Source organism: Actinomyces sp. 565 (genome assembly GCF_010365615.1).
Taxonomy (GTDB): domain Bacteria; phylum Actinomycetota; class Actinomycetes; order Actinomycetales; family Actinomycetaceae; genus Actinomyces.
Genome location: NZ_PIZD01000066.1, coordinates 70,054 through 76,657, shown reverse-complemented (window position 1 = coordinate 76,657; position 6,604 = coordinate 70,054). Strand labels below are relative to the sequence as shown.

The 6,604-nt window shown below is 67.9% G+C and carries 5 protein-coding genes; 3 read left to right on the top strand and 2 right to left on the bottom strand.

Going from position 1 to position 6,604, the window contains the following annotated elements:
- The first annotated feature begins 406 nt into the window (after positions 1-406).
- Positions 407-1,324 (top strand): 3-methyl-2-oxobutanoate hydroxymethyltransferase, encoded by a 918-nt coding sequence (panB, locus tag GZ997_RS11155; RefSeq protein ID WP_162679930.1) that lies wholly within the window; start codon positions 407-409, stop codon positions 1,322-1,324.
- A 122-nt stretch (positions 1,325-1,446) separates the two neighbouring features.
- Here panB and GZ997_RS11150 read toward each other — a convergent pair whose 3' ends face one another.
- Both GZ997_RS11150 and nhaA read right to left on the bottom strand, forming a co-directional pair.
- The gene (locus GZ997_RS11150; RefSeq protein WP_162679929.1) at positions 1,447-2,226 is read right to left on the bottom strand and encodes a histidine phosphatase family protein; all 780 of its coding nucleotides are present in this window, start codon (positions 2,224-2,226) and stop codon (positions 1,447-1,449) included.
- 92 nt (positions 2,227-2,318) lie between these two features.
- Positions 2,319-4,214, bottom strand: a complete 1,896-nt coding sequence (nhaA, locus tag GZ997_RS11145) for a Na+/H+ antiporter NhaA (protein ID WP_162679928.1) — start codon at positions 4,212-4,214, stop codon at positions 2,319-2,321.
- Positions 4,215-4,349: 135 nt separating this feature from the next.
- On the opposite strand from nhaA, the gene map reads away from it, so the two are divergent.
- Both map and GZ997_RS11135 read left to right on the top strand, forming a co-directional pair.
- Positions 4,350-5,240 carry a type I methionyl aminopeptidase gene (gene map, locus GZ997_RS11140; RefSeq protein ID WP_162679927.1) on the top strand — a complete coding sequence of 297 codons (891 nt, stop codon included), beginning with the start codon at positions 4,350-4,352 and terminating at the stop codon, positions 5,238-5,240.
- Between the two features lie 212 nt (positions 5,241-5,452).
- Complete coding sequence (locus GZ997_RS11135; RefSeq protein WP_162679926.1) at positions 5,453-6,586, top strand: hypothetical protein; 1,134 nt, start codon at positions 5,453-5,455, stop codon at positions 6,584-6,586.
- Positions 6,587-6,604: the final 18 nt, after the last annotated feature.

Here is a 6,604-nt window from a genome sequence, read left to right as displayed (position 1 = left end):
GTTAACAACGCCTGTTAACGGCCTGCTGAAGGGCTGGGAGGTATACAGCAGGCCGTTAAGTAGCGTTGTTAACGTCCAACCGGCGTAGCAGACACCCGGTCCACCCACATACCCGCCCCAGACTCCCAACCAGCCCTTAGACACCACACCCTCAAACCGGAAGACCCCGATACGACCACCTCGTTCCAGCGGAGTCACGGCTACGACGGGCCCAACACGCCGATCATCTGGAACAAGGACTCGCATGTGATGCTCACGGGGAGCAGTTCGAACCACGACACCTAGATGCCTATCGTGGCCGTCAATAACTAGGGCGCTGCTGACCGCCTGGGCAGGAAGAGTGCCGCCCGCTGCGTCGCCTTGGATCCCAGGGGCGTCCGCCCCCATCCGCGAGTAGGCTCCGGGCATGAGCACTTCCGCTTCCGATCAGCCATCCGCAGATGCCACCGCGGCCGGCGCCTCCCCCGCCGAGCGCGCGACCACCGACGCCGCTACTCCGGTCGCAGCGGGACAGCAGATCTCACAGGTCAAGAAGGTGCGTGTGCACCACCTGCTGGGCGCGAAGCAGCGAGGCGAGAAGCTGACCATGCTCACCGCCTACGACGCGGTCACCGCGCGCATCCTGGATGCAGCAGGCACCGACATGCTGCTCGTGGGCGACTCGCTGGGCAACGTCATGCTCGGCTACGACTCAACCATGCCGGTGACCCTGGATGAAATGGTGGTGGCCACGCGCTCGGTGGCCAGTGCCACCACCCGGGCCCTGGTGGTGGCTGACCTGCCCTTTGGCACCTACGAGGCGGGCCCGGAGCAGGCCCTGGCCAGCGCCGTGCGGCTCATGCGTGTGGGCGCCAACGCCGTCAAGCTCGAAGGCGGCCGCCCCCGGGAGGCGACCGTGCGGGCCCTGTCTGAGGCCGGCATCCCGGTGGTCGGGCACCTCGGCTTCACCCCGCAGTCGGTCAACAAGCTCGGGGGTTTCCGTGTGCAGGGCCGCGACCAGGACGCCCAGGAGGCGCTCCTGGCCGACGCCCGGGCACTGGCGGACGCCGGCGCGGTAGCCGTCGTGCTGGAGATGGTGCCAGCGCCTGTGGCAGCGCGGATCACGCAGGCCTTGGCGGTGCCTACGATCGGCATCGGCGCCGGAGTCCACTGCGACGGTCAGGTCCTGGTGTGGACGGACATGGCCGGCATGACCGAGTGGAAACCGCGCTTCGTGCGCCGCTTCGGGCAGGTCGGCCAGGCATTGCAGCAGGCCGCCCAGGAGTACAACGCCGCAGTGCGTTACGCCTCGTTCCCCGGTCCGGCAGAGACCTTCGAGGCGTGAGTCGAATCCGGCGACGAAGCCGTTCCTAGCGGGCGGCTCGCCCCACCTGATCCGCCCGCCTGATCCACCCGGCTCCCGCTGGCTGTCAACCGCCCCGACCGGGAGGCGCCGGACCCCGGGGGCTAGCCGGCTAAGGTCTTATGCCTCGGCCTGCGGGGCGAGGCCGCCCCCGCAGGCAGGCCCTCCGGGTGCTCCCAGTCAATCGGCACGGGCACAACCCCGGTCAAGGCATCGCTGAAGTCCTTGACGGTATAGGTAACGCCCTGATTGCCGGGGTCCTCCGCCCAGGCGAGCAGCTGCGGGGCGCCGTCAGGGGCGGCGGGAGCGACCTCCACTGTGGTCACGGCGCAGTTGGCCATGGGCGCCATGCCGTAGATCCGGGGACCCACCCAGCGGGCCAAGATGGTCATCAGCGTCATGCCGTGGGAGACCACCAGCACACTCTCCTCACCGCCCGCATCCGCGGTGCCGGCGCGCAGGTCGGCCAGGACGCGGGCGATTGCGCCGTCTACGTCCGCGAGGTAGTCGCGGGCGCTGATGCCGCCGGGAGCACCGGGGTGTACCCCGGTCAGGACACCAGGTAGGTGCTGCTCCACCGGCAGGGCGGCGTGCATAACCGGGTCTGGTCCACCGTCGTAAACGCCGTAGTTGTACTCACGCAGGCCCGTGAGGTTCACCGGGACGACTCCTGGATGGGCCTGCAGGAGGATCCCGCCGGTCTCCTGCACGCGCCCCTGGGGACTGAAGTAGGCCCGGGTGAAGGGCACGTCTGCCAGGTAGTCGCGGCAGATCTCGGCCCCCCGGCGGCCCTCGGGCGTCAGGGGCGAGTCGGCGGCTCCCTGGGTACGGCGCTGCTCGTTCAGGACGGTGCGGCCATGCCGCACAAAGTAGATCCTCGCCATACGGCAATCGTATGGCAGCGCCAGCTGCCCGGGGCACGGGTCACGCGGAGCTGCCCCTGGCACGGGGCCGACGGCCCCTGCTGCGAGGCGCCTCAGTCGCGAGCCGCCTCGGTGCCGCCCGCCGCGGCCTGCTGCAGACGGTTGATCTCCTCGGAGAAGGTCCACCGGTTCAGGAGGCGTTCGAAGCGCCGCCCGTCTATGTAAACCACCGGGCCGGCGTCATCGGTTAGTCCCTCGACGTCGCTGGCATCGGCGAGCACCTTGGCCTCATCGACCCCGGAGTCGATGCGCTCCCACATCGCGTGGGCGTCTACGCCCACCTGCCTGGCGGCGCGGGTGATGGAGCGGGAGGTGATACCGCCGCGCAGTCCGGCCAGGGCGTCGTGGAAGTCCCAGAGACTGGGCTCATCGTTGGCGGAGGCGGCCTCTAGTGCGAGCGCAGCCAGGAGGCTCCCGGAGCCGGAGAGCTTGTGCCGCAGGATCAGCAGCACGTTCCCGGAGTCGATCAGCGGCTTAAGGCCGTAGAGCGCCTCGGTCAGCCGCCAGCGGTCCGCGTCGTCCATGTCGGCGTAGTTGATCAGTACGTGCGGGGCGTCCAGGCTGCCGAATGTCAGTTCGTGCTCGGGCTCGGGTGGGCGGCACAGGTTGAGTCCCGCGGGCTCGGGCAGCGGGGCGATGCGGCTGGTCACCTGGAAGACGAGGGTGGCCAGTACCAGTGCGAGCAGTGAGGCCAGCAGCACGCCGAGGCGGGCCTGGTCGCGCGGCACCTCATCCTCCAGGGCGATGTTGGCCACCAGCAGGGAGATGGTGAATCCCATCCCCGACAGGGCGCCCAGGCCCGTGATCCGCGGCAGATCCAGGCCCGGCATGCGTGAGGCGGGCACCAGCCACGCCACCAGGCCCGCTCCAATGACGACCCCCAGCAGCTTGCCCACCACCAGGCCGCCGACGACGGCCCACAGGATGCGGGAGGAGACGGCGGCGCCGATGGTGCCTGCACTCAGCTCCACCCCGGCATTGGCCAGCGCGAACAGGGGCACCACCAGGTAGTTGACATACGGCGGCAGTACGAAGGCCACTCGCTGATTAAGCGGCATCGAGTAGTTCAGGGCCTCCCGTAGCATCCGTGCGCTTCCGGGCGCGGGCGCCTGCCGGTACAGGGCCGCGAACTCGCCGGCTGCGTCGACGTCCTCGCTGCGCACGTTGTACACCGGCATGAGCAGGCCGATGAGCACGCCCGCGAGCGTGGCGTGCACGCCGGAGCAGTAGACCGCGTACCAGATGACCACGGCGAGCGCCAGGTAGGGAGGCACGTGCCAGACACCCCGCCGCGCCATCAGCCACACCCCGAGCAGGCCGGCTACCGCAGCGGCAAGTGCGACGTAGTTGAGCGACTCGGAGTAGAAGATGGCGATCACCGCCAGCGCGCCAATATCGTCGATGACGGCGAAGGCCAGCAGGAACAGGCGCAGGCGCGGCGCGCGCCTAGGGCCTATCAGCGCCAGCATTCCCAGGGCGAAGGCGGTGTCGGTGGAGATCACCGACCCCCACGCGTGCGCCCCTTCCGATCCGCCCATGACGGCCAGGTAGATCAGTGCCGGCACCACCAGGCCGCCTACCGCTGCCGCCGTGGGCAGCAGTGCGCGCCCCGGCAGCCGCAGCTCACCCAGCGTCAGCTCCCTACGCACATCCAGGCCCACCATGAAGAAGAAGACCGCCATCAGGCCTTCATCCACCCACTCGTGCAGGGTTAGGCCGACGCCGAAGGGACCGACGTCGATAGAGGCCGTCGTCTGCCAGAAGTGGTGGTAGCTGTTGCCCGTATTCGCCCAGATCAGGGCGGTGATGGTGGCCAGAACCAGGGCGATTGCCGCATAGGTCTCATTGGTCTGTAGCTCCAGCAGCCGACCTTGGCGGCGCAGATAGGTGTCGACGACGTCACGAATGTGGGTATAGGGGGCGTCGCCACGCACGTTGGGGATGCTCATGCAGTCTCCGTATGCAGTCGGAAGGGGACTTGAGTGGTGTCTGATCCGGTGGATGATTTTAAGCGGCCCCCGCGAATCGGGGCGGGGAGAGATCTGTCTCCCCCTCCCGGGAGCGCAGGCTCCTATGCTGGCGCCATGACTACAGCCACCCCCGCGCTCGCGGACCGGGCTCCGCGCGGCACCCTAATCAAAGGTGTTCTGACCCCCGAGCGGCACGTGCCCGCCTCCATTGCCCGCCCCGAGTACATGTTCCACGACGGGCCCGAGCAGGTTAACGCCCCCGATGTGAAGGACCCGCAGACGGTTGAGCGTATCCGTGCGGCTGGGCGGATCGCGGCGCGCGCTCTGGCCGAGGCGGCCAAGGCCATTGCGCCGGGAGTCACCACCGACGAGCTGGACCGCATCGCGCACGAGTACATGTGCGACCACCACGCCTACCCGTCCTGCCTGGGCTACATGGGCTTCCCCAAGTCGATCTGCACCTCCGTCAACGAGGTCATCTGCCACGGCATCCCGGACTCAACCGTGCTCAGGGAGGGGGACCTGATCAACCTGGACGTGACCGCCTACCTCGACGGGGTTCACGGCGACACCAACGCTACCTTCGCGGTGGGGGAAGTGGACGAGGAGACGGCGCTCCTGATCGAGCGCACCCGCGTCGCCATGGAGCGCGGGATCAAGGCGGTCAGGCCGGGCCGGGAGGTCAACGTGATCGGCCGGGTCATTGAGAAGTACGCCAAGCGCTTCGACTACGGCGTGGTGCGCGACTACACCGGGCACGGCGTCGGCGAGGCCTTCCACTCCGGTCTGATCATTCCCCACTACGACTCCGCTCCCCGGTTCGACGACGTCATGGAAGTGGGCATGGTGTTCACGATTGAGCCAATGCTCACACTCGGGACCGAGGAGTGGGAGCAGTGGGATGACGGCTGGACCGTAGTCACCAAGGACCGGTCCCGCACGGCCCAGTTCGAGCACACTCTTGTGGTTACCGAGGACGGCGCGGACATCCTCACTCTCCCCTGAGCGCGTTTCCATCCGACCGGGTCCGGTGCCCGCAGTCACAGTACCGGGCGTTGTTGCCGGGCACCGGGGAAGTTCTCCCCATCCTCGTGGCCGAGACGGATGCCCCATGAGCGTGTTTGCACGTGTACATTCATCTTCGTGACGTGTCCGCGACCGTTGCGAGCGGGCATCGAGTGACAACAGGAATCCCCTCTCCCGGAAGGTTTTTCGCTATGGCATTGCGCTTCAACCCGCCGCCGAACTGGCCTGCGCCCCCCGAGGGCTTCAACCCGCCGCCGGGCTGGCAGCCTGACCCCGCGTGGGGACCCGCACCGGAGGGCTGGCAGCTGTGGATCGAGGATTCCGTCCCGGACGGCAGCGCTGGTTCCGCACCGCAGGCGGGCTCGGCCCCCGACGCCGGCTGGGCCCCTACCCAGGCCGTGCCGACGGGCGCCTCCGCTCCCGTAGCTGACCCCACTGGTCAGTCGGCCTCCGCTCCTTCTGGTGACTATGCTGCCGGGGCGAGCCCGTACGCCGCCAACATGAATTACGCCCAGTCCCCCACGCCGTACCACAACCAGCAGCAGGCGCCGGGAGCTTCCCCGCAGGCCGCTGGCTGGCAGCCGATCGACGTCACGCAGGCGGGCATGCCCGGAGGGAAGAAGCCAGTCACTAAGCAGTGGTGGTTCTGGACCATCATCGGTGTGGTGGTGCTGGCCCTGGTCATCGGTATCGTCGTGGCGCTGTCCGGCGGTGATGACGACTCTGACAACCGCTCATCGTCAACGACCACCTCATCATCCAGCAATGACAACGGCACCTCGGGCAACTCCTCCGGCGGCAGCTCCGGCGGTGATCAGCAGGACGAGCCGTCTGAGGACGAGCGCGGCACCACGCTGGACAACCCGGGAGACCCCCAGGAGCAGATGATCACTTTCAAGGCGTCGGAGTACTCCGATGACCCTGACGCAACAATTGAGGTAGAGATCGGGTCAGTCGAGTGGAATGCCAACGCCTCGCTGAAGAAGGAGCTCACGGACTCCGGACGCTCCTACGCCTGGGAGGAGCCGCCGAGCGGTTCGGTGTACATGCGCGTTCCCGTGTCGGTCGTCTACAGGGGCAAGGGCCAGATGAGCTCCGGGTGGCTCTCCGTGGACTTCGTTGTGGATGGGAACACCACCGAGGCGGAGTACCTGTACAGCTCCAAGGAGTTCAGGACCCAGGACATGCCCCGTAGCGGCGGCAAGGCGGAAGGGTACTTCACGTTCCTGATCAGCGAGGAAGACGCGGAGTCTGAGGAGGCGCGCTTCGCCGTCAAGGGCTTCTACGGCACGGACGAGTACTACATGCAGGCCAAGTCCTTCTGAGCCGCGCCCAGTCGCTCG